This is a genomic window from Thiohalobacter sp. IOR34 (assembly GCF_030406045.1).
Taxonomy (GTDB): Bacteria; Pseudomonadota; Gammaproteobacteria; order Thiohalobacterales; family Thiohalobacteraceae.
This window is the reverse complement of the sequence record NZ_CP128988.1, coordinates 192,326-214,079: the sequence shown is the minus strand read 5'-3', so window position 1 is coordinate 214,079 and position 21,754 is coordinate 192,326. Positions and strand designations below refer to the sequence as shown.

The following is a 21,754-nucleotide window of genomic DNA, read 5'->3' as shown; positions in this document are numbered from 1 at the left end:
GCATGCAGCCCCTGGCCACGGAGGATACCCGGCCCAAGGCCTCCGGCCCGCGCGGGCGGAAGAAGAAGCGCGGCAACCGCACCGGCTTCACCACCGGCGCCTGCTCGGCGGCCGCCGCCCGCGCCGCGGCCGCCGGGCTGGTGACCGGAAGCGTGCCGGCGCGGATCCGCTGCCGGCTGCCCAACGGCAAGGAAGTGACCTTCGCGGTCAGCGAGGGCCGCGCCACAAAGACCTCTGCCCATGCCGTGGTGGTCAAGGACGCCGGCGACGACCCCGACGTCACCAATCGTGCGCGGCTGACGGCGGACCTGCGCCTGCTGCCGGACCGTCCCGGCGAGATCGTCCTGCGGGGCGGTCCCGGCGTGGGCACCGTGACCCAGCCCGGCCTGGGCCTGGAAGTGGGCGGGCCGGCCATCAACCCCGTGCCGCGGAAGAACATCTGCGAGAACGTCGCCGAGGCCGGGGCGGCACTGTTGGAAACGCACGGCATCGAGGTGACCATCTCGGTGCCGGACGGCGAGAAGATGGCCAAGCGCACCTTGAACGGCCGCCTGGGCATCGTCGGCGGCATCTCCATCCTCGGCACCACGGGCATCGTCCATCCCTGGTCCACCGCCGCCTTCCGGGCCAGCGTGATCCAGGGCATCGAGGTCGCCGCCCGGCAGGGACAGGACACCGTGGTCCTGACCACCGGCGGCCGCACCGAGAAGTTCGTCATGCGGGAGCTGCCCCAGCTTGCGCCCGCCTGCTTCGTGCAGATGGGCGACTTTCTCAAACCGGCGCTGGATGCCGTGGTGGAGAACGGCATCCCCAAGGTCGTGATCGGCGGCATGGTGGGCAAGCTGGTGAAGATGGCCCAGGGCGAGACCATCACCCATGCCGGGCGCAATCCGGTGAACACGGACCTGGTCGCCGAGATCGCCGCCGAGGCGGGCGCCGGCGAGGCATTGTGCAAGACCATCCGCGAGGCGAACACGGCGCGCTTCGCGCTGGAGCGGCTCGCGGAGATCGGCCTGGATGCCCGCTTCCTGGAGATCCTGGGCCGCCGGGTCATCGCCACGCTGAGCGCCCGCTACCCGGGCAAGTTCCGCCTGCGGGTGCTGATCTGCGACTTCGAGGGCAACAAGATGGCGGAGGTCCGGGATGCCTGAATGCCACATCGTCGGCGTCCTCGACAACGGCGCCGAAGGGCTCAGCCGGGCCGCGCTGGACTCGATCCGCGGCGCCGACCTGCTGATCGGCCACACCCGCACCCTGGCGCTGTTCGCGGCAGAGATCCGGCCGGAGTGCGAGACGAGGGATCTTTCCGGCGCCCTGGGCCGGGTGCCCGAATGGATCGAAGAGGGCCTGGCGCAAGGCAGGCAGGTGGTGGTGCTCGCCACCGGCGACCCGCTCTGCCACGGCATCGCCCGCTACCTGATCGGCAAGCTGGGACGCGAACGTTGCCGCGTGCTGCCCAACACCTCAGTCGTGCAGCTGGCCTTCGCGCGTTTGGGTGTCGCCTGGCAGGATGCCCGCATCTTTTCCATCCACGGCAAGGACACGGGGGAATGGCACGCGGACGCCGGCCCCGAACACGGCCTCTACCCCCTGTTGCAGGCAATCCGGCGCGGCGACCTGCTGGCCGTCTTCACCAGTCCGGAAAACGGTCCCGGACGCATCGCGCGCATGCTGGATGCCGTGTCGCTGGCCGACGAATACGAAATGGCCGTCGCGGAAAGGCTGCTGCTGCCCGGGGAACGGGTGACCGGTTTCCTGCCGGCGTCCGAAATCAGGGATCGCCGTTTCGGCGACCCCAACGTCGTGATCCTGCGCCCCCGCGCCGCCCTGCCTGCCCCGGTGCTGTTCGGGCTCGCCGACGATGCCTACCACCAGCGCAAACCGCGAGCCGGCCTGATCACCAAGCGCGAGGTGCGGGCCGTGTCGCTGGCCTGGATGGCATTGCGCCGCGACAGCATCGTCTGGGACATCGGCGCCGGCTCCGGCTCCGTCGGCATGGAGGCGGCCCGCCTGTGTCCGGACGGCTTCGTCTTCGCGATCGAAAAGAACGCCGAGGACGCCGCCATCGTCCGCCGCAACCAGCGCCGGTTCCGCCTCACTAACTATCGCCTCACCCATGCCAGGGCCCCCGAGGGACTGGACCGCTGGCCCGATCCGGATGCCGTCTTCATCGGCGGCTCCGGAGGCGAACTGGAACAACTGATCGACATCGCGCTCTCGCGCCTCCGGCCCGGCGGGCGCCTGGTCATGAACTTCGTCACCCTGGAGAACATGCACCGCGCCGTCACCCGCCTGAAGGAACGGGAAGCGGACTGGGAACTCTGCCAGCTCTCGGTCTGCCGCAACAAGCCCATCCTGGACATGCAACGGCTGGCGCCGGAGACGCCGGTGTGGATCATCGGTGCACAACGGAGAGAGGATTGAGATGAAAGGCAAACTGTACGGCGTCTCCGTCGGCCCCGGCGATCCCGGCCTGATCACCCGCCGGGCCTGGGAACTGCTCACCGGCGACGCCCACTGGACCTACCCGGTGCGCAGCGCCAAAAGCGACAGCTTCGCCTTGGACATCGCCCTGCGTGCCGGCCTGCCCCTGCCGGAAGAACACACCGCGCTGGTCTTTCCCATGACCCACGACGCGGAAAAGCTGGCGCGCCATTGGCTGCGGGCCGCGGAGACGGTGCTCGAACGTCTGCGCCGCGGCGAGGACGTGCTGTTCCTGGTGGAGGGCGACGCGTCCACCTATGCCACCTTCGGCCACCTGGCCCGAACCGTCGCCTCCCTCGATGCCGGGGTGGAGATCGAAACCGTGCCGGGGGTGTCCTCCTTCAACGCCGCCGCCGCCGGTCTGGGGATGCCGCTGGCGGAGACCGACGACACCCTGGCCATCGTGCCCGCCGGCTACGGGGTCGAGATGATCGACCGCCTGCTGGCCGATTTCGACACCCTGGTGCTGCTCAAGGTCAAGCCGGTGCTCGACGACCTGCTGGACCTGCTCGAGAAGCGCGGCCTGCTCCCGCACAGCGCCTTCATCGAGCGGGCCGGCACGCCCGAGGAGCGGAAGGTGCTCGATCTGGCGAGCCTTCGGGGCGAGACGGTGAACTACCTCTCGCTGATCCTGGTGCGCAATCCGCATCGGAGCCGCGGACCCATCGTCCGCGGCTGCCGGAAAAAGACCCGGGAGGCGGCCCGATGAGCGCCGCCGAACGCGTCGCCATGGTCGCCATTACCCGTCATGGCGCCAAGCGGCTGGCGGCACTTGGCCCCGCCCTGCCCGAGGCCGCCCTGTTCATCAGTGCCCGTTTTGCGGATGAGGCCAGGGATGTGCCGAACGAGGTGCATCCCATCAAGCCGCCGTTCGGTGGTGCCATCGGCACGCTGTTTCGCGAGTTCGACCAGCTGGTGTTCGTGTTCTCCATCGGCGCCGCCGTGCGCCTGATCGCTCCGCACCTCAAGGGCAAGGACGTGGATCCGGGCGTGGTGGTGGTGGACGATGCCGGTCGTTTCGTGATTCCCGTGCTGTCCGGGCACCTCGGTGGCGCCAATGCCTTTGCCGAGAAGCTGGCCGGCGTGCTGGGCGCCCTGCCGGTGCTGACCACGGCCTCCGAGTCGCTGGGTACCCTGCCGGTGGATATTCTGGGCCGGGAGTGGGGCTGGCAGGTGTCGGCCTCACGGGAGGCGCTGGTGCATGCGGCCGCCGATGTGGTCAATGGAGAGCCGGTGGCCCTGGTGCAGGAATGTGGCACCACGGCCTGGTGGCCGGCAGACAAACCGCTGCCGGACAATATTCATCGTCATGATCGTCTGGAAGCAGTGGATCGCAAGCGGTATGACACCCTGCTGTGGATAACCCATCGCGAGGTGCCGGCGGGGTTGCGGGAAGACCATCCCGGACTGGTGATCTATCGACCGCCCGTGCGTGTCGTCCTGGGGCTGGGTTGTGACAGGGACACCCCCGCCGAGACCATCGAAACCGCCATTAGCGATGCCCTGGCCCGACTGGATCGGGGGCCGGAGGTGGTCGTCGCAGCGGGCAGTATCGATCGCAAGTCGGACGAAGCCGGCCTGCTGCGCGTTGCCGAGCGTCATGGCTGGAAGTTGCATTTCCATACCGCGGACGAACTGGCACGGATCGAAGTGCCCAATCCCTCGGAGACGGTACGCAAATACATGGGCACGCCATCGGTGGCCGAGGCCGCCGCCCTGATTCTGGCCGGTGGCGACATGCGCCGGTTGTTGATCGAAAAACACAAGCATCGCGGCCCCGATGGCCGCAATGCCACCGTATCCATCGCCTGGCTGGAGGACGCATGAACACGCGCAAGGGCAAGATTCTGCTGGTGGGCTTCGGGCCCGGCAGCGCCGAGCACATGACTCAACGGGCCCGCGAGGCCATTGCCGAGGCCGATACGGTGATCGGCTATGCCACCTACATCAATCTGGTGCGGGACCTGCTCGATGGCAAGGAAGTGGTCCGCAAGGGCATGACCGAGGAAATCGATCGCTGTATCGAAGCCTGGGAGCGTGCCCGGCAGGGCAAGACGGTGGCCCTGGTCTCATCGGGTGACATCGGCGTGTATGGCATGGCCGGCCCCACGTACGAGACCCTGTTCGCCGCCGGGTGGGAACCCGGAAGTGACATCGAAGTGGAAGTGATACCCGGGGCCACGGCACTCAATGCCGCCGCGTCCCTGATCGGCGCCCCCCTGACCCACGATTTCTGCGCCATCTCCCTGTCGGATCTGCTGACGCCCTGGCCGCGCATCGCCCGACGGCTGGATGCGGCCGGCCGGGCCGATTTCGTGGTGGCGCTCTACAATCCCAAGAGCGGCCGTCGGACCCAGCAGATCGTCGAGGCACAACGCATTCTGCTGCGCTACCGCAAACCCGATACGCCGGTGGCCATCGTCAAGTCGGCCTACCGGCAGAAACAGGATATTCAGCTCGTCACCCTGAAAGAGATGGCGGAGTGCAAGATTGGCATGCTGACCACCGTGCTGATCGGCAACAGCCAGACATATGCGCGGCACGGCCTCATGATCACGCCGCGCGGTTACGGCAACAAGTACGACACCGAAACCGGCGCGGTCCGCGAGGGCGAGCAGGCCGGCCGCTCGCTGCGCATGGGCCTGGAAAACTGGAAGGCCTGCGCGCGCGCATGGCTGCGCGAGGATCCGATACGGACCCCTGAAGAGGCCGCCCGCCACTTCGATGCGCCGCTGGGCGAGATCCTCTCCGCCATCGCAGAGAGCGAAGGCGACGGCGGCGCGGGCGCCTGGTCCGCCGCCCGGGTCCAGGGGGCGCGCATCGACGACCTCCTCGAAGCGGCTGCGCAGTGGGGGCGGCTGCACGCCCGGGTGGCGAGCGGGACCGGCGCGGAATGCCGGCTGACAGTGGACAATCCTGTCTTCCTGCTCGATGGCGACCGGCTGCGCCTGGAAGCCCCGCAGTTCAGCCTGGAGATCGAGCTGCCACGACTCGGGCAGGCATGGTTCCTGCGCCGTGCCGAGACCGAAAGCGCAGTGCATTTCCTGGATGCCGCCGGCCGGAAGGTTTTCGCCCTTTCGCTTGCCGGGAAGGATAAACACTGGCAGCAGCAAGCCTACGTCCATGCCTGGCAAGCGCTGACCAAACCACGGGCAGCTGGGTTTACGTCATTGTCCAATGCCCCCTCTGAGGAAAACGCCTTGAACGGAGCCACCCAGTGACCGCTCGTACCCGTTGCCGCCACTGACCTTCATGCCTGGAAAGCCGCCGTGGCCCGCCCGCAGCGAGCTTGCCAGGCAGCCCGACCCTGCATTGAACCTCTTGGCAAGGTCGGCCATTCCCTGCGGAGCACGCCTTGATCCGGAGCGCCTGGTAAACTCTGAATGAGGCTTTTAGCCCGGATATTGCACCAAGGCGGCCGGCATGAACGGGGGTCGAGCTGCAATCCCAGGACGCCAGGCCATGAAAGGTCCTCCGGGCGGGTTACAGTTTGCACCTGTTCGATGTCAGGCCGACTCTGGCAAAGCAGCTTGGCCAGATTCGCCCTGAAACCCGAATCCTTCGTCAAAATGCGGACCAACCCCAACCGAACATGCTCTCACTCTATGTCCACATCCCCTGGTGCCTGCGCAAGTGCCCCTATTGCGACTTCAACTCCCATGAGCTGCGCGGCGAGATCCCCGCAGACACCTATGTCGCGGCCCTGCTGGCGGATCTCGAGCAGGAGCTGCCAGCGGTCTGGGGACGCACCGTGGAGACCGTCTTCATCGGCGGTGGCACACCCAGCCTGCTGCCGGCCGAGGCCGTCGACCGCCTGCTGTCCGGCATCCGCAGCCGTCTTAGCCTGCGCCCCGATGCCGAGATCACCCTGGAAGCCAACCCGGGCGCCCTGGAACGGGGCCGCTTCGCCGAGTACCGCGCCGCCGGCGTGAGCCGGCTGTCGATCGGCGTACAGAGCTTCGACGACGCCCAGCTCGCCCGCATCGGCCGCATCCATGACCGGGGCCAGGCGCTGCAGGCCGTGGACGAGGCCCGAGCGGCCGGCTTCGAACGAATCAACCTCGACCTGATGTTCGGCCAGCCCGGGCAGACACAGAACGCGGCACTGGCCGACCTCGACACCGCCCTCGCCCTGCAACCGGGGCACCTCTCCTGGTACCAGTTCACCCTGGAACCCAACACCTGGTTCCACCGCCACCCGCCGGCACTGCCCGGCGACGACCTCATCGCCGCCATCCAGGACGCCGGACAGGCGCGCCTTGCCGAGGCCGGCTATGCGCGTTACGAGGTTTCCGCCTGGGCCCGCCCCGGCCACGGCTGCCAACACAACCTGAACTACTGGCGTTTCGGCGACTACCTCGGCATCGGCGCCGGGGCCCATGGCAAGCTGACCGACGCGGCCAGCGGACAGATCCGCCGCTATGCCAAGCAGCGCCACCCACGCCGCTATCTGCAGACGGCCGCCACGCCGCAACGCATCGCCTCGGAGCAGATCCTCGGCGAGACGGACATCCTCTTCGAGTACCTGCTCAACGCCCTGCGCCTGGAGAGCGGTTTCCGGCGGGAGGATTTCCGCGCCGCGACCGGCCTGCCGGTCGAGCCCCTGGAGAGCGCGCTGCAGCGGCCGGCCGAGAAGGGTCTGCTGGAAACCGGTGAATGGATCCGACCGACGCCCCGCGGCCGGCGCTTCCTCGACGACCTGCTGGCCGACCTGCTGCCAGACTGATCCCTCCTAGGCCCGGATATTCGATATTTTGGACATCCTGCCTGCCCCATCGCGGCCTGGAGGCCGCTCCTACGGGGCATGGCGGCACCATGGTAGGAGCGGCCTCCAGGCCGCGATTGGCACGGTGTTATCAGACCCTGACCGCCCAGAGGTCGTGCTCGCCGGCCTCGGTGATCTCCACCTCGACGAACTCCCCCACCTTGAGCCCGGCGTCGTCCACGAACACCAGGCCGTCGATCTCCGGGGCATCGGCGGCACTGCGGGCGATGGCGCCCTGTTCGTCGACGGCATCGACCAGCACCTGCATCCGCCGTCCCACCTTCTCGGCCAGGCGCGCGGCGCTGACCCGCGCCTGCAGCGCCATCAGTCGCTCCAGGCGCTCCTGCTTGACCGCTTCCGGCACCGGATCGGGCAGGGCATTGGCCGCCGCCCCCTCGACGGGTGAATAGGCGAAACAACCGACCCGGTCGAGCCGTGCCGCCTCCAGGAAGGCCAGCAGCTCCTCGAACTGGGCCTCGGTCTCACCCGGGAAACCGACGATGAAGGTGCTGCGCAGGGTCAGCTCGGGACAGATCCCGCGCCACTGCTCGATGCGCCGCAGCGCGTCCTCGCTGCTGGCCGGCCGTTTCATGGCCCTGAGCACCTCGGGGCTGGCGTGCTGCAGCGGAATGTCCAGATAGGGCAGGATCCGACCCTCGGCCATCAGCGGGATCAGCGCATCGACGTGCGGATAGGGGTAGACGTAGTGCAGCCGCACCCAGACCCCCAGCTCGCCGAGGTGACGGGCCAGATCGAGCAGTCGCCCCTTGACCGGCCGCCCGCCCCAGAAGCTGGTGGCATAGCGGCGGTCGACGCCATAGGCGCTGGTATCCTGCGACACCACCAGCAACTCCCGCACCCCGGCCGAGGCCAGCGCCTCCGCCTCCTCCAGCACCTCACCGGCCGGGCGGCTGACCAGGTCACCGCGCAGGGCGGGGATGATGCAGAAGCTGCAGCGGTGATTGCAGCCCTCGGCGATCTTCAGATAGGCATAGTGGCGCGGCGTGAGCTTGATGCCGCCCGGCGGCAGCAGGCTGGTGAAGGGATCCTCGGGCGGCGGCAGATGGCGGTGTACCGCCTCCATCACCGCCTCGTAGGCATGGGCGCCGGTCACCGCCAGCACCTGCGGATGGGCGGCGAGGATCTCGTCCGCCCGCTCGCCGAGGCAGCCGGTGACGATCACCCGGCCGTTCTCGGCAACGGCCTCGCCGATCGCCTCCAGCGACTCGGCCACGGCGCTGTCGATGAAACCGCAGGTGTTGACCACCACCAGGTCGGCACCGGCGTAGTCGGAGACGATGGCGTAGCCCTCGGCACGCAGCCGGGTGAGGATCCGCTCCGAGTCCACCAGGGCCTTGGGACAACCCAGGCTGACGAAACCGATGCTCGGCTGTTCAGTCGCCATACCGTCCTCCCGCCTTGACCGCCACGCCGGCCCAACTTATCCACAGCTTATCAAGATTCAATAGAAACAATATCTTATTCACGTTTTTTGGGCATGCGTCATATTTCAGGCGTCAAAAGCATGACTTCCCAGGGGGGCCATGGTAGATTTTGAAGGGCACAACAATAACAAACCGTGGCACGCCACGGCACAGACGGGAGACGAACCATGAATACCGGCAGTCTTGAGAACCCACCCGTTTTCGATTTCGACCACTGGTCGAAGCTGGCCCGCAGCGATCCGGAGCAGTTCGAGGCACGCCGCGCAGCGGTCATCGAAGCGGCCATCCGCAGGGCCCCCAAGCGCAACCAGACCCGCCTGCGTCGCCTGCAGTGGAAACTCGACCAGGTACGCAAGACCTCGGCCACGCCGCTGGCGGCCTGCATCCGCATGAACGAGATGATGTGGGACCGGATCACCGGCCACGGCGGCCTGCTGGAGGCCCTCGGCCAGACGCCCCGGCCGCGCGGCCCGCGCCCGGCGGGTGACGTCGTCGCCTTCCTCCCTCGCGCCTGAGCCGGCCCGGGCCGGCAGGGCTTGCCGGCCCGGGGGGAATCACGTATCATCGCCGACCTTTCCGCCGTGGCCGGGCGCGCCGCGGGGCTACGATTTTGAACCGAGGATGACAACATGAAGCCGGACATCCATCCCGCATACGACGAGATCACCGTTACCTGCAGCTGCGGCAATACCTTCAAGACCCGTTCCACCGCGGGCCGGGATCTGCACATCGAGGTCTGCTCGCAGTGTCATCCCTTCTATACCGGCAAGCAGAAGATCGTCGACACCGGCGGCCGCCTGGACAAGTTCCGCCGCAAGTACGGCATGAAGAAATAGCCGGGCCGGGACCCATGCCCGCAGCCGGCGGGAAACAGCCATATCGAGAGAGGGCGCAGCCTGCCGGTCGCGCCCTCTTTTGTTGTCTGGCCCTGCTCGCCACCGCCCCACCGGTCATCGCTGCGAGTGACTGCCCGACGCAACGGATCGACCAGCGGGCCCCTGTCCGCTATGTCATCGATGGTGACACCCTGATCCTTGGCGATGGCCGTCACCTGCGGCTGATCGGCATCAATACCCCCGAACTCGGCCGTGATGGCGCAGCCGACGAGGCCGGGGCGCGCGCCGCCCGCGACCGCCTGCGCCGGCTGATCTCGAGCAACGGACGTCGCATCGGCCTGCGTCTCGGCCATGAGGCCCGCGACCGGCACGGCCGGCTGCTGGCCCACGCCTTTCTCGCCGACGGCCGCAACCTGACCGCCCGGCTGCTCGCCGAGGGTGCCGGTTTCCACATCAGCATCCCGCCCAACCTCTGGCAGCACGACTGCTATGCCAGCCTCGCCCGCAGCGCACGGGAGGCAGGCCGCGGCGTCTGGGGCGAACCGGCCTGGCGCCCCATCCCCAGCCGCGATCTGACGGCTGCCACGCGCGGCTACCGACGGCTTCGGGGGCGGGTCAGCCGCATCGGCGACAGCCACTCGGCGCGCTGGATCAACCTGGAGGGCGGGCTGGCGCTGCGCATCCCGCGCGACGCCCTCGAGCATTTCCGGGGGATACGGTTCGAGACCCTGCCCGGCAGGACGATCGAGGTTCAGGGCTGGGTCTATCCGCGCCGCGGCCAGCCGCGGATGACCCTTCACCACCCGGATGCGCTGCGTATACTGTCCAGCGACGACTGAAACCCGAGCCCCGCCATGCCCCGCCTCGTCCCCCTGCTGCTCACCGCCCTGCTGCTGCTCGGGCTGGGCGGCTGCGCCACCAATCCGGTCACCGGCAAGGCCGACTTCGTGCTCATGTCGGAAGACCAGGAGATCGCCCTCGGCCGCCGGCTGCATCCGCAGGTACTGAAGGAGATCCCGGCCTACGACGACCCGCAACTGGCCGCCTATGTGCAGGGCATCGGCGAACGCCTGGCGAGCCACAGCCACCGTCCCGGCCTCATCTACCGCTTCACGGTGCTGGACAGCCCGGACGTCAACGCCTTCGCCCTGCCCGGCGGCTACATCTACATCCACCGCGGGCTGATCGCCTATCTCAATTCCGAGGCCGAGCTGGCCGCCGTGCTGGCCCACGAGATCGGCCATGTCACCGCCCGCCACGCGGTGCGTCAGCAGAGCATGGCCACTGCCACCGGTGTGCTCGGCGCCGTCATCGCCGGTCGCAGCGGCCTCCCCGCTGCCGGCGACCTGGCCAACCTGGCCGGTACCGCCCTGGTGCGCGGCTATGGCCGGGAGCACGAACTGGAATCCGACCGCCTGGGTGCCGAATACCTGGCGCGCAGCGGCTACGACCCCTCGGCCATGCTCGACGTGATCCGGGTGCTCAAGGCCCAGGAGACCTTCGAGCGCCGGCTGGCCAAGGAGGAGGGCCGCGAACCGCGTAGCTACCATGGCCTGTTCGCCACCCATCCCGACAACGACCGGCGGCTGCAGACGGTGATCGCCGCCGCCGGACGCCTCACCGCCAACGGCGGGCGCCGTGAGCGGCAGACCTTCCTGCACGCCATCGACGGCCTGGTATTCGGCGACAGCGAACGCGAGGGCATCCGCCGTGGCAACCACTTCTACCACCGGGCGCTGGATCTGGCGCTCGAGTTCCCGGCCGGCTGGACCCTGCACAACCAGCCCGACCGGCTGCTGGCCATCCCGCCGGCGCGCGACGGTTTCATCCAGTTCAGCATGACCGATCTCAACCGTCGCCTGACGCCGCGCGAGTTCCTGATCCGCCGCCTCGGACTGAAGCGACTCAGCCACGGCGAGGCCATCGAACACCTCGGCCTCCCCGGCTACACCGCCATCGCCGAGACCGACACCGCCAAGGGCCGTCTGCCGCTGCGCTACCTGGTGCTGTTCCGCGGCGACAAGGCGCTTCTGTTCATCGGCGGCGCCGACCCCGGCGGCGACCCCTACCGCTACGACGCCCGGGTGCTGGCCACGGCGAGGCGCTTCCATCCGCTCAGCGAGGCGGAACAACCCCTGGCACGGGCCCTGCGTATCCGCCTGATCCGGGCGGAGGAGAATACCCGCTTCGCCGAACTGGCGCGCGACTCGGCCATCCCCAATCATCCCGAGGAACGGCTGCGCCTGCTCAACGGCCTCTATCCGGACGGCGAGCCCCGTCCCGGCCAGTGGCTCAAGGTGGTCGAGTGACCGCCGCGCCGATCCTGCTATCATTGCCCTCCCTGCAACGAAGCCGAGTCCCCAAGGAAGCCCCGCAGCCATGACCGACGACCTCAAGAGCCGCGCGCTCGCCTACCATGCCGACCCCGTCCCCGGCAAGATCGCCATCGAGGTGACCAAGCCCTGCGACACCCAGGACGACCTGGCGCTGGCCTACACCCCGGGTGTCGCCGAGCCGGTGCGCGCCATCGCCGAGAACCCGGCGGACGCCTACCGCTACACCGCCAAGGGCAACCTGGTGGCGGTGATCACCGATGGCACCGCGGTGCTCGGGCTGGGCAACGTCGGCGCCCTGGCCGGCAAGCCGGTGATGGAGGGCAAGGGGGTGCTGTTCAAGCGCTTCGCCAACATCGACGTATTCGACATCGAGGTCGACGCCGAGAATCCGGACGACTTCGTGGACACGGTGCGGCGCATCGCCCCCACCTTCGGCGGCATCAACCTGGAGGACATCGCCGCGCCACGCTGCTTCGAGATCGAGCGCCGGCTGATCGAGGCACTGGACATCCCGGTGTTCCACGACGACCAGCACGGCACCGCCATCATCATCGCCGCGGGGCTGTTGAATGCCCTGGAGATCCAGGGCAAATCGATCGAGACGGCCGACATCGTCTGCGTCGGCGCCGGCGCCGCCGGCATCGCCTCCATGAAGCTGCTGCTGGCGCTCGGCGCCGACCGCGCGCGGATGCTGCTGATCGACCGCAAGGGCGTGATCCACAGCGGCCGCGACGACCTCAACCAATACAAGCAGGCCTTCGCCGTGGAGACCGGGAAGCGCAGCCTGGCCGACGCCATGGAAGGGGCCGATGTCTTCATCGGCGTCTCGGGACCGGACATCCTCTCCGCCGAGATGTTGAAAAGCATGGCCCCGCGGCCGGTGGTGTTCGCTCTCTCCAACCCGGACCCCGAGATCCGCCCCGAGCTGGCCCTGGCCGCGCGCGACGACCTGATCATGGCCACCGGGCGCAGCGACTACCCGAACCAGGTCAACAACGTGCTCGGCTTCCCCTTCATCTTCCGCGGCACCCTGGACGTGCACGCGCGGGAGATCAACGAGGCGATGAAGGTCGCGGCGGTGCACGCTCTGCGCAACCTGGCCCGGGAACCGGTGCCGGCCGAGGTGCTGGCGGCCTACGGGCTCGAGCATCTGGAATTCGGTCCCGACTACATCATTCCCAAGCCGCTCGACCCGCGGCTGATGGACTTCGTGCCGCCAGCCATTGCCCGTGCCGCGGTGGACAGCGGCGCGGCACGCGCGCCCTATCCGGCGCACTACCCAGCGGCGCCCTTGTAGGCGCGGCGGTCTCGCCGCGATTCCGGCGGTACCCCGATCGCGGCCTGGAGGCCGCTCCTACAGCAAATCGCGCCGCCGTGCCCTTGTAGGAGCGGCCTCCAGGCCGCGATCGGGTGGTGTTCCTGTCGCCAGGGTTCGGTGCAGAAAACCCGGAATCAATCGAACAGGCACTGTTCCCCGCCGGCCAGCAGGGCCTCGACCCGAGCGGCATTGGCCCGTTCCATCGGCCGGCCGTCGAGCGGACTGCGCGGCGCCTGGCGCAGGCCGCTGCCGGGGAAGATCACCAGTTCGATGCTGATGTCGTCGGCCAGGAAACGCAGCGTCGGCAGACTCTCGCTCTCCTCGCCACGACCGAAGCGGAAACACCGCTCATCATCCTCGAAGGGGATATTGGCATCGATCAACTGCAGGATGACCGCCTCCGGGGTGTCGGCGAACAGATGCAGATTGACGTCGGAATGCGCCCCGGCGGTGCCGCTCAACACCGAACCGGTGAGGCGCGGCGAGAAGTCCGCGAAGAAGCGCATCGCCGCCAGCGCCGCCTCGCGCAGCCTGCGCAGTCGCTGCGGCTGGCTGGCCGCCTGGAACAGCCGCTGGTAGGCGCCGAGTTCGGCCTCGACCTCGGTGTTGCGCGGCAGGTTGTGGGTGTCGGGCGCGCCGAGCCGGGCCGCCGCCTTGCGCTTGGCGACCAGGAAATCGCGCACCCCCTCGGTGGCGATCAGCCGCGCCGCCTCCTGGGCGATGCGCAGCCGCATCTGCCGATCACGTGTGGATGGGCCGCCCTTTGCCATGTCACCGCCCCCGCCGCCCTTCAGAACAGGGCGTCACTGCCCTCGTCGGCCCCCGCCTCGCCCTCGTGGATGCCCGGCGGCACGGCCAGCCGACGCGGCACGTTCTCCTCGCGGAAGGTCTCGAAGATGGCGTCGCGCTGATCGGCGCCGGCCAGCAGGCCGGTGGCCGGGTCGATGCGCACGCTGATCAGTCCCGCTGGCGGATCGCGCTGGATCTCCGGCACCCCCTTCAGGGCCTCACGCATGTAGGCGATCCACATCGGCAGGGCGGCGCGGCTGCCGGTCTCGCGCCGGCCGAGCGGCGCCACCTCGTCGAAACCGACCCAGCTGACGGTGACCAACGCCGGAGTGAAGCCACAGAACCAGGCATCCCGCTGGTCGTTGGTGGTGCCGGTCTTGCCGGCCAGGTCGCGGCGCCCGAGCTGCAGGGCGCGCCGCCCGGTGCCACGGCGGATGACGTCCTGCAGCATGGACAGCATCAGCCAGTCGTTCTGGGCCGTGATCACCCGTTCGGCACGCCTTGGCGGCTGCGGCCCGGCGGCCTCGTCCACCGCCGCCGCGGCCGGCCCGTCGGTGGTCGTCTCCGCGGACGCCGCGACCGGCAACGGGCGTTCGGCGTCCGCCGCTTCACATTCGCGGCAGGCGACGGCGGGATCGGCCTCGTAGAGCGGCGTGCCGTCGGCGTCGAGGATACGGCTGATGAGATAGGGCTCGATGCGAAAGCCACCATTGGCGAACACCGAGTAGGCGCGGGCCATGTCCAGCGGGCTGACGCTGCCGCTGCCTAGCGATAGCGACAGATTGGCCGGCAGCTGCTCCGGCCGGAAGCCGAAGCGCTGGGCATATTCGATGGCGTAGGGCACGCCGATGGCGCGCAGCAGGCGGATCGAGACCAGGTTGCGGGAATGGGTCAGCGCCTCGCGCAGCCGGGTCGGACCATAGAAACGGCCGCTGTAGTTCTCGGGCCGCCAGACCCGTTCCAGCGCCGGATCGTCGAACACCACGGGCGCATCGTTGAGGATGCTGGCCGGAGTAAAGCCCTTCTCCAGAGCCGCGGAATAGATGATCGGCTTGAAGCTGGACCCGGGCTGACGGCGCGCCTGCACGGCACGGTTGAACTTGGACCGGTAGAAGTCGAAGCCGCCCACCAGGGCCTGGATGGCCCCGCTGTCTGGGTCCACCGAGAGCAGCGCGCCCTCGACCGCCGGCAGTTGGGACAGTCGCCAGGCGTCGTCATGGTAGCGCAGGCGTACCCGGTCGCCCGGCTGCACCACCTCGGCGGCCCGCTTCAGCCTGGGACCGAGCCGGTCACGCCCCTTGTAGGCCCGCGCCCAGGACAGTCCTTCCCACTCGACCTGCACCTGTTCGCCGTTGCGCAGCACCGCCGAAAACGCCTTGTCCTCGACGGCCACCACGATGGCCGGGAACAGGTCACCATAGACCGGCACCCCTTCGAGGCGAGCGGCGATGTCCGCTGGCCCGGCATCCGCGGCCAGCTCGATGCGCGCTTCGGGTCCGCGGTAACCGTGCCGCCGGTCGTAGGCCAGCAGCGCCTCGCGCAGGGCCCTGTTGGCGGCCGCCTGGCGAGCGCTGTCGAGGCTGGTATAGACGCTGTAGCCCCGGGTATAGGCCGCCTCGCCGAAGCGCCGCACCATCTCGGCACGCACCATCTCCGCGGCAAAGGGCGCTTCCACCGCGATGCCCACCTTGTGCAGCCGGGCATCGTCCGGCATCAGCAACGCCGCGCGGTAGGTCTCGGCGTCGATGTAGCCCAGGCTGTACATGCGGCCCAGCACGTAGTTGCGGCGCTCGATGGCCCGCGCCGGGTTGCTCACCGGGTTGTCCCGCGACGGCGCCTTGGGCAGGCCGGCGATCATGGCGATCTGCGGCAGGCTCAGGTCGCGCAGATCGCGGCCATAATAGACCTTGGCCGCAGCGCCCACGCCGTAGGCGCGGTGGCCGAGATAGATCTTGTTCAGATAGAGTTCGAGAATCTGCTCCTTGCTGAGCTCGCGCTCGATCTTCAACGCCAGCAGGATCTCGGTGAGCTTGCGCAGATAGGTCTTCTCCCTGCTAAGAAAGAAGTTGCGCGCCACCTGCATGGTGATGGTGCTGCCTCCCTGACGCTTCTCGCCGGTGCGCAGCAGCGACACCCCGGCGCGGATCAGCCCCTGGTAGTCGACCCCCGGATGATCGAAGAAGCGGTCGTCCTCGGCGGCGAGGAAGGCCTGGATCACCTGCTGCGGCAGGTCCTCGTACCTGACCGGCACCCGCCGCTTCTCGCCAAACTCGGCGATCAGCTGCCGATCGGCGCTGTACACCCGCAGCGGCACCTGCAGGCGCAGCTCGCGCAGTGCCTCCACCGGCGGCAGCCTGGGTGTCAGATAGAAATAGGTCGCCGCGGCGGCCATGCCCCCCAGCAGGGTGACAGTGGCCAGCGCGGCAAGAAGGACCCGCAAGATTTTCATACCGAGAATTGTTGTATCCAGGAAATGTTCAGGATGTGAAAGGAATCATGTATTGAACTATAAAGGAAAGTATAAAACTTCCGATACGCTGAATCGTAACCCATTGGCACCCCGGGCACACTTGGTTGACAAATATTTGGGCATGGCCTCTAATGCGCTAAAGCATATTTCCAGCGCAACACATGGATTATATTAAAGTAAACCAAAGGACACCGATGTGCAGCTTGCGCAACTGCTGAAAAGGAAGAAACCGCCGCTGGTCGGGCTGGACATCAGCTCCACTGCCGTCAAACTTCTCGAACTAAGCCAAGCAGGTGACCGCTACCGCGTCGAGAGCTATGCGGTGGAACCGCTGCCGCCGAATTCGGTGGTGGAAAAGAGCGTCACCGATGCCGACGCCGTCGGTGAGGCCGTGCGCCGCGCCGTGAAGCGCTCCGGGACCCGGGCCAGGAGTGCCGCGGTGGCCGTGGCCGGCTCCTCCGTCATCACCAAGGTGATCCCCATGCCCGCCTCGCTCAGCGACCAGGAGATGGAGGCGCAGATCGACCTGGAGGCGGACCAGTACATCCCCTACCCCCTGGAGGAGGTGTACCGCGATTTCGAGGTGCTCGGCCCCTCCGCCAACAACCCGGATACCGTCGACGTGCTGCTCGCCGCCTCGCGCAGCGAGAACGTGGAGATGCGTGTCGCCGCGGTGGAGGCCGGCGGCCTGGAGGCGGAGATCGTCGACATCGAGGCCTATGCGCTGGAGAACGCCTTCGCCCTGCTTGCCGAACAGCTGCCGGACCAGGGCATGGAGAAAACCGTCGCCGTGGTCGACGTCGGCGCCACCATGACCACCCTCAACGTGCTGCACGACCTGAAGATCATCTATACCCGTGATCAGGTGTTCGGCGGCAAGCAGCTGACCGAGGAGATCATGCGCCGCTATGGCCTGTCCTACGAGGAGGCCGGCATGGCCAAGCGCCAGGGCGGCCTGCCGGACAGCTACGAGACCGAGGTGCTGGAACCCTTCAAGGAGGCCATGGCCCAGCAGGTCAACCGCTCGCTGCAGTTCTTCTTCTCCTCCAGCCAGTACAACAGCATCGATCAGATCATCCTGGCTGGTGGCAGCGCCTCGATCCCGGGCGTGGACGCCCTGATCCAGGAAACCATCGGCATCGAGACCCTGATCGCCAACCCCTTCGCAAACATGTCGCTGGCTCCGCGCATCAAGGCACCGACCCTCAGCAATGACGCACCTGCCCTGATGATTGCCTGTGGACTCGCCCTGAGGAGTTTTGGCCCGCGTTAAGGAGCTCGACGGACTATGGCACATATCAACCTCTTACCTTGGCGCGAGAAGAAGCGCAAAGAACAGCAGCAGGAATATGCCTTCATCGTCGGTGGCGTCGCCGTACTGGGGGCCCTGGTATGGGGCCTGGCCCACATGCAGATGGAGAGCTTCATCGAAGGCCAGCAGGGCCGCAACAGCTTCCTGCAGCGCGAGATCGCCTCGCTGAACAAGGAGATCGAGAAGATCAAGGACCTGGAATCGACCAAGTCCAAGCTGCTGGCGCGCATGAACGTCATCCAGGAACTGCAGAGCAACCGTCCGCTCAGCGTGCATCTGATGGATGAGCTGGTACGCACCATCCCCGATGGCGTCTACCTCACCGCTCTGGAACAGAAGGGTACCCTGCTGACCCTGGAGGGCAAGGCGGAATCCAACGCCCGCGTCTCCGCCTACATGCGCAACATCGACAACTCCCTGTGGCTGGGCAACCCCCGCCTGGAGGTCATCGAAACCGAGATCATCGACCGCCGCCGGGTCGCCAAGTTCACGCTGCTCGCCACCCAGAAGACGCCGCAGGCCGAGGGCGAGGACGCGATGGGAGGAACCCCATGAACCTGTCGGAAATCGACATCAACGACCTGGACTTCAGCAACATCCCCAACTGGCCGCTGGCGGCACGCGTCTTTCTGGTCGTCCTGGTCTTCGTGGTGGTGCTGTTCCTCGGCTACTGGTTCGACGTCAAGGACCAGCAGCTGCGCCTGGAACAGGCCGAGCGCAAGGAGGCCGAGCTGAAGAGCGAATTCGAACGCAAGGCAGCGATGGCGACCAACCTCAAGGCCTACGAACAGCAGCTCGAGGAGATGCGCCAGAGCTTCGGCACCATGCTGCGCCAGCTGCCGAACAAGACCGAGGTGGCCGACCTGCTGGTCGACGTTTCGCAGACCGGACTGGCCAGCGGCCTGGAATTCGAGCTGTTCCGCCCGCAGGAGGAGATCCCCAAGGATTTCTACGCCGAGCTGCCGATCAGCATCCGCGTGAAGGGTCGCTATCATGAATTCGGCGCCTTCGTCAGCGGCGTGGCCGCCCTGCCGCGCATCGTCACCATCCACGATGTCTCCATCAAGCCGGTCGAGAAGACGGCCGGCAACGGCGACACGGGCGAGAAGGAGAAAGGCGCCGAGGCCCTGGTCATGGAGCTGACGGCGAAGACCTATCGCTACCTGGAAGAAGACGAAGAGGGGGGGCAGCCATGATGCGCCAGCGCCGCCCGATGATGCGCACCATCCTGGTGCTGGCCTGCAGCGCCGTCCTCGGCGCCTGCAGCCAATACGACACCAGGGATCTCGAGGCCTGGGTCAAGCAAGTGCGCTCACGTCAGCAGGCGCGCATCGAACCGCTGCCCGAGTTCAAGCCCTATGAGACCTTTCTCTACCAGGCCGGCAACCTGCGCAGCCCCTTCTCGCCGGGCGAGGTCGGCCAGCTGGCGGAGATCGGCCCGGACAGCACCAGCTCCGGCATCCACCCGGACGCCAACCGGCCGCGCGAGGCGCTGGAGGACTATCCCCTGGATTCACTGCGCATGGTCGGCACCCTGGAACAGGGCGGCCAGGCCTGGGGCCTGGTACAGACCAGCGATGGCACCATCCATCGCGTCAAGCCCGGCAACTATCTGGGCAAGAACCATGGCAAGATCACCCGCATCACCGAATACGAAATCGAATTGACTGAAATCATACCGGATGGGCTGGGCGGCTGGATGGAACGACCGGCTACCCTCGCACTGAGCGAATGATCCCATGGGGGGAACGAGATGAGCCACACATTTAACGCCCGTATCTTCTCTGCCGCCCGACTGCTGGCGGCCGCGCTGCTGGCAGCGGCGACGCTGCTGAGCCTGCCATTGCAGGCCGGCGAACCGAACACCCTGGAGGGTATCGACATCGGCTCGCTGCCCGGCAACCGCGTCCAGGTGATCCTCAAGCTCAGCAAGCCGGCCCCCCAGCCGCTGAGCTTTACCATCGACAACCCGGCGCGGATTGCGCTGGACCTGCCGAACACGGTCAACCGCTTGCCCAGGCGCTCGCAGACCATCGGCGTCGGCCTGGCCAAGAGCCTGACCGCCGTCGAGGCCAAGGGACGTACCCGGGTGGTGCTCAATCTGGTCGAGCTGGCGCCCTATGAGACCAAGGTTTCCGGCAACAACATCATTCTCACCCTGACCGATCCCGCCGCGGCCGCCGCCGCTGCTGCTGCCGCCAGCACTGCCCCGGCAGAAACCAAGCCGGTCGCCCAGCTCAAGGCCCGCGGCCAGGTCGCTGCCGTGCCCAGCATCGACAACATCGACTTCCGCCGCGGCGAGAAGGGAGAGGGACGCGTGCTGGTCAAGCTCTCCGACCCCTCCACGGCCGTCAACATCCGCCAGGAAGGCAAGCAGGTGGTGGTCGATTTCATCGACGTCAAGCTGCCGCAGGAGCTGGCCCGCCGGCTGGACGTGCTCGACTTCGCGACCCCGGTGAAGACCGTCGACACCTTCAGCCAAGGCAACAACGCCCGCGTGGTGGTCAGCGCCACGGGCGACTTCGACCATGTCGCCTACCAGACCAACGACCTGTTCGTGATCGAGGTGAGCAAGGCCACCAAGGAAGAGCTGGAACAGCGCAAGCGCGAGAAGATCGGCTACACCGGTGAACGCCTGTCGCTCAACTTCCAGGACATCGAGGTACGCTCCGTACTGCAGCTGATCGCCGACTTCACCGGCACCAACATCGTGGTCAGCGACACGGTGACCGGCAATCTCACCCTGCGGCTGCAAAACGTGCCCTGGGATCAGGCCCTGGACATCATCCTCAAGACCAAGGGCCTGGCGATGCGCAAGAACGATGATGTCATGCTGGTCGCCCCCAGCGAGGAAATCGCCGCCCGTGAGAAGCTCGAACTCGAGGCCCAGAAGCAGATCGAGGAACTGGCCCCGCTGTATTCCGAATACATCCAGATCAACTATGCCAAGGCCAAGGACATCGCAGCCCTGCTGCGTGGCGAGGAAGGCAGCAGCCTGCTCTCCGAACGCGGCTCGGTATCCATCGACCAGCGCACCAACACCCTGCTGGTGCAAGATACCGCGGACAAGCTGGAAGACATCCGCCGGCTGATCAACCGGCTGGACATCCCGGTCCGCCAGGTGCTGATCGAGTCGCGCATCGTGATCGCCAACGATGACTTCGCCAAGGACATCGGCGCCCGTCTCGGTGTCGGCCGGCTGGAGACCTCCAACACCACCACCACCATCATCGGCGGCGGCCTGGAAGGCGACCTGGCGCAGAGCGGGGTCTATGGCAGCTTCATCACCAATCCCGCCGACTCCGATCCGCCCGTCGAGGCGCTGATGACCGACCTGCGCGTCACCAACCCCATGGGCGCGGTGAACCTGCTGATCGGCCGCCTCGGGCGCGAGTTCCTGCGCCTCGAACTCTCCGCCATGCAGGCCGAGGGCCGCGGCGAGGTGATCTCCAGCCCGCGGGTCATCACCTCCGACCAGCAGGAGGCGGAGATCATCCAGGGCGTCGAGATCCCCTATCTGCAGGCCGCCTCCAGCGGTGCCGCCACGGTGTCCTTCAAGGAGGCCGTGCTGGGCCTGACCGTGACCCCGCAGATCACCCCGGACGACCGCATCATCATGGATCTGGTGGTGCGCAAGGACAACGTCGGCCAGGTGTACGAGGGCGTGCCGAGCATCAACACCCGCTCGGTGGAGACCCAGGTACTGGTCGACAACGGCGAGACCGTGGTCCTGGGCGGCATCTACGAACGCACCAAGCAGGAGGCCAGGGACCAGATCCCGGTGCTGGGCGATCTGCCGGCCATCGGTTTCATGTTCCGCCAGGACCGCAAGGTCGACGACAAGTCCGAGCTGCTGGTCTTCGTCACCCCGAAGATCATCAAGGAAAGCCTGTCCACCCGCTAGCATATTTGGTTGTCGGGTAATAACATCACGCCAATCGCGGCCTGGAGGCCGCTCCTACCACATTGTGCCACCATGCCCCGTAGGAGCGGCCTCCA

The 21,754-nt window shown here is 67.4% G+C and carries 19 protein-coding genes; 16 read left to right on the top strand and 3 right to left on the bottom strand.

Going from position 1 to position 21,754, the window contains the following annotated elements; all coding sequences use genetic code 11:
• The first annotated feature begins 2 nt into the window (after positions 1-2).
• The 6 genes from QVG61_RS01045 to hemW all read left to right on the top strand — a co-directional run bounded on the left by QVG61_RS01045 (position 3) and on the right by hemW (position 7,210).
• Entirely contained in the window at positions 3-1,151 is a 1,149-nt protein-coding gene (locus QVG61_RS01045; protein WP_289931460.1) for a cobalt-precorrin-5B (C(1))-methyltransferase, read from the top strand.
• Positions 1,144-2,424 (top strand): precorrin-6y C5,15-methyltransferase (decarboxylating) subunit CbiE, encoded by a 1,281-nt coding sequence (gene cbiE, locus QVG61_RS01040; protein WP_289931458.1) that lies wholly within the window; start codon positions 1,144-1,146, stop codon positions 2,422-2,424. Before QVG61_RS01045 ends, cbiE begins: the two co-directional genes overlap by 8 nt.
• 1 nt (position 2,425) lies before the next feature.
• Entirely contained in the window at positions 2,426-3,193 is a 768-nt protein-coding gene (gene cobI / locus QVG61_RS01035; RefSeq protein WP_289931457.1) for a precorrin-2 C(20)-methyltransferase, read from the top strand.
• Positions 3,190-4,311 carry a cobalamin biosynthesis protein gene (locus tag QVG61_RS01030; RefSeq protein ID WP_289931456.1) on the top strand — a complete coding sequence of 374 codons (1,122 nt, stop codon included), beginning with the start codon at positions 3,190-3,192 and terminating at the stop codon, positions 4,309-4,311. The genes cobI and QVG61_RS01030 overlap by 4 nt, the downstream gene beginning before the upstream one ends.
• A complete protein-coding gene (gene cobJ / locus QVG61_RS01025; RefSeq protein WP_289931455.1) occupies positions 4,308-5,705 on the top strand; it encodes a precorrin-3B C(17)-methyltransferase in 1,398 nt (465 codons plus the stop codon). The genes QVG61_RS01030 and cobJ overlap by 4 nt, the downstream gene beginning before the upstream one ends.
• A 371-nt stretch (positions 5,706-6,076) precedes the next feature.
• The gene (gene hemW, locus QVG61_RS01020; protein WP_289931454.1) at positions 6,077-7,210 is read left to right on the top strand and encodes a radical SAM family heme chaperone HemW; all 1,134 of its coding nucleotides are present in this window, start codon (positions 6,077-6,079) and stop codon (positions 7,208-7,210) included.
• A gap of 130 nt (positions 7,211-7,340) precedes the next feature.
• Here hemW and rimO read toward each other — a convergent pair whose 3' ends face one another.
• A complete protein-coding gene (gene rimO, locus QVG61_RS01015) occupies positions 7,341-8,654 on the bottom strand; it encodes a 30S ribosomal protein S12 methylthiotransferase RimO (protein ID WP_289931452.1) in 1,314 nt (437 codons plus the stop codon).
• A 207-nt stretch (positions 8,655-8,861) separates the two neighbouring features.
• Between rimO and QVG61_RS01010 the strand changes: the two genes are divergently transcribed.
• The 5 genes from QVG61_RS01010 (at position 8,862) to QVG61_RS00990 (ending at position 13,163) form a co-directional block, all read left to right on the top strand.
• Positions 8,862-9,209 (top strand): DUF3135 domain-containing protein, encoded by a 348-nt coding sequence (locus tag QVG61_RS01010; protein ID WP_289931451.1) that lies wholly within the window; start codon positions 8,862-8,864, stop codon positions 9,207-9,209.
• 114 nt (positions 9,210-9,323) lie between these two features.
• Positions 9,324-9,530, top strand: coding sequence for a 50S ribosomal protein L31 (gene rpmE, locus QVG61_RS01005; RefSeq protein ID WP_289931450.1), 207 nt, complete (start codon positions 9,324-9,326; stop codon positions 9,528-9,530).
• Positions 9,531-9,544: 14 nt separating this feature from the next.
• A complete protein-coding gene (locus QVG61_RS01000) occupies positions 9,545-10,369 on the top strand; it encodes a thermonuclease family protein (protein WP_289931448.1) in 825 nt (274 codons plus the stop codon).
• A gap of 15 nt (positions 10,370-10,384) precedes the next feature.
• Entirely contained in the window at positions 10,385-11,839 is a 1,455-nt protein-coding gene (locus QVG61_RS00995) for a M48 family metalloprotease (RefSeq protein ID WP_289931447.1), read from the top strand.
• Positions 11,840-11,909: 70 nt separating this feature from the next.
• Positions 11,910-13,163 carry a malic enzyme-like NAD(P)-binding protein gene (locus QVG61_RS00990; protein ID WP_289931446.1) on the top strand — a complete coding sequence of 418 codons (1,254 nt, stop codon included), beginning with the start codon at positions 11,910-11,912 and terminating at the stop codon, positions 13,161-13,163.
• Between the two features lie 155 nt (positions 13,164-13,318).
• Here QVG61_RS00990 and QVG61_RS00985 read toward each other — a convergent pair whose 3' ends face one another.
• Both QVG61_RS00985 and QVG61_RS00980 read right to left on the bottom strand, forming a co-directional pair.
• Positions 13,319-13,918, bottom strand: coding sequence for a hypothetical protein (locus QVG61_RS00985; protein WP_289931445.1), 600 nt, complete (start codon positions 13,916-13,918; stop codon positions 13,319-13,321).
• Between the two features lie 56 nt (positions 13,919-13,974).
• Entirely contained in the window at positions 13,975-16,422 is a 2,448-nt protein-coding gene (locus QVG61_RS00980; RefSeq protein WP_289931440.1) for a penicillin-binding protein 1A, read from the bottom strand.
• A gap of 232 nt (positions 16,423-16,654) precedes the next feature.
• Here QVG61_RS00980 and QVG61_RS00975 point away from each other — a divergent pair, with 232 nt between their 5' ends.
• The 5 genes from QVG61_RS00975 to QVG61_RS00955 are packed head-to-tail and all read left to right on the top strand — an operon-like array spanning position 16,655 to position 21,659.
• Positions 16,655-17,716, top strand: coding sequence for a pilus assembly protein PilM (locus tag QVG61_RS00975; RefSeq protein ID WP_354671227.1), 1,062 nt, complete (start codon positions 16,655-16,657; stop codon positions 17,714-17,716).
• Between the two features lie 15 nt (positions 17,717-17,731).
• The gene (locus tag QVG61_RS00970; protein ID WP_289931437.1) at positions 17,732-18,310 is read left to right on the top strand and encodes a PilN domain-containing protein; all 579 of its coding nucleotides are present in this window, start codon (positions 17,732-17,734) and stop codon (positions 18,308-18,310) included.
• Entirely contained in the window at positions 18,307-18,951 is a 645-nt protein-coding gene (locus QVG61_RS00965; RefSeq protein WP_289931436.1) for a type 4a pilus biogenesis protein PilO, read from the top strand. Before QVG61_RS00970 ends, QVG61_RS00965 begins: the two co-directional genes overlap by 4 nt.
• Positions 18,948-19,490 carry a pilus assembly protein PilP gene (locus tag QVG61_RS00960; RefSeq protein WP_289931433.1) on the top strand — a complete coding sequence of 181 codons (543 nt, stop codon included), beginning with the start codon at positions 18,948-18,950 and terminating at the stop codon, positions 19,488-19,490. Before QVG61_RS00965 ends, QVG61_RS00960 begins: the two co-directional genes overlap by 4 nt.
• An 18-nt stretch (positions 19,491-19,508) precedes the next feature.
• Positions 19,509-21,659 (top strand): type IV pilus secretin PilQ, encoded by a 2,151-nt coding sequence (locus QVG61_RS00955; RefSeq protein ID WP_289931432.1) that lies wholly within the window; start codon positions 19,509-19,511, stop codon positions 21,657-21,659.
• The last annotated feature ends 95 nt before the right edge of the window (positions 21,660-21,754 follow it).